Here is a 1,847-nt window from a genome sequence, read left to right on the forward strand (position 1 = left end):
CCGGCATAGCACGATCGATAAGGCAGCCTGTTCGAAACGCGTGACGGCGATCGTCCACCATGGCCAATGCGCTCGCCAGGGAAAGGGCGAGGGGGGACATGATTGTCCGGGTGCCAGCGGCGGTGCGGTCCGCTCCGTCCAGGACAGCACGTCCCCAAACACGCGCAGCCAAGTCGCGGTGGCCTGCACCGTACGCGGCACCACCGCCGTGATCACCGAGGACCTCACGCCCGAGGCTCTTCCGGCACTTGCCGCACCCCTGGCCCCGGCCTCTGCGCGACCGGCACGGACCGCCACAGCAGCCGACTCGGCCGCACCCCAGGGACTGACCCAGCTGATGTCCCTGACCGAAGTCAACGAGGCCCGCATCGCCTCCAACGGCTACGCCTCCACATCGCTCGACGCCGCCATCAGCACCACGCATTCATCGGCGCCGACGATGCGGCACTCGAACTCGTCGAGGACTTCAACGCCCTGGCCCCGCTGATCGCCAGGCTGGACGAGCGGAAGCGGCGCATCATCCACATGCGGTTCGTCGAGGAGCTCACCCAGGCCCAGATCGGCGAACAACTCGGCGTCTCCCAGATGCACGTCTCCCGGCTCGGTATTCGTCACCAAGCCACAACTGGCCGGCGGCATGCTCCCCGACGCGCATCAGGCGGCCGACTGCCACCGCCGCCGGAACAACGTCATGGCAGTGACTATCGCATAAAAAAGAACCTCATGAGTCACGAAACTGCAGCCGCCATTTCTGAAATCAACAGCCTCCTCGATTGCCAGCCGCGGGGGGCTTCTGGAGAACCTTGAATGCTCTCCAGGAGCCCCCAAATTAGAGCGGTAAACCTTCCTCATGAAGGGCAGATATTTCTATTTCTGGACATTAAGTTTCTCGCCAGGAGCCAGGAAAATAGCACCATCAACATCTGGCCATACTGGGATGTTGGCGCGGCCTCCCATATAGCCATCGGCATAAATAACGTTACCGTTCCGCACTATCCCATTGATCCAATGCTGTCCGTAATGGCCCGCAACCAACATTAGTGCGCGAGAGCCTTCACCCATATACTTAAGTCGATCCGCCACCGCAGAGTAGCCACCAGCACCTATGCCTTCATAGCGATCGTCGGGAAGTCCGATCTTCGCCAGTATTTGCACAGGAGCCATAGGCATTTTAACGAAGCCCGCCACAGCGCTGGGATCGGCGCCGGTGAAACGCTGATCGAGGGCGATTGCACACAATCCGCAGTTGGGACTGTGATCTGTCGTCTGCGTGATATCACGAGCAAGACTGCGCATCCAACTCCTTTCTTCTGCGGTTGGCCCTTCATCTCCTAGAACTCCTCTTCTGCCTGCGTGCATCATTCCGTCGGTGAATGAGTTTTGGAGTGCTGCGATGATTTTGTCTGTGGGTTTGCCGTAGATGGTGGTGGCTGTGGTGTAGGCGTTTTTGGCGTGTTGTGCGGCGGTGAGGGACTTGGGTGCGTTTTCGGCTTCTTCGCTGGTGGTGGGGGCGTTTGCTGTTCCACATTCGCCGCCGCAGATGATCCTGACTGCCATGTCAGCGGCCATGAGGCCAACGTCGGTGCTGATGCTTTCGCTCCAGCCTTGGCCGTTGCTGCCGGGGGTGACGCGTCCGTTGTAGCCGCTGTGGCCGTAGTGGCATTTGACTTCTTGGCAGTTGGTGGGGGCGGCGAAGATTTCTTCGGGTGTGGTGTATCCGGTGGGGTCGGAGGCGAGGGCGGTGGCGTTGGTGTCGGTGATGGTGCCGGTGATGGCGTCTTCGGCTGCCATGTAGGCGTAGTCGGCGCCTTTGTCGGGAGCGTTGTAGCCGCCGGTTGCTTCGGTGG

At 60.9% G+C, this 1,847-nt stretch carries 1 protein-coding gene and 1 pseudogene; one reads left to right on the forward strand and one right to left on the reverse strand.

Annotated elements, in window-relative coordinates:
* Positions 1-232: 232 nt before the first annotated feature.
* Positions 233-603, forward strand: a pseudogene (locus ACWCQK_RS42405) (sigma-70 family RNA polymerase sigma factor); the annotation flags it as partial.
* 264 nt (positions 604-867) lie between these two features.
* Here the strand turns inward: ACWCQK_RS42405 and ACWCQK_RS42410 are convergent.
* On the reverse strand, positions 868-1,847 hold a 980-nt coding region (locus tag ACWCQK_RS42410), incomplete at its 5' end, for a hypothetical protein (protein ID WP_451164594.1).

This window comes from Streptomyces sp. NPDC002306 (assembly GCF_053593435.1).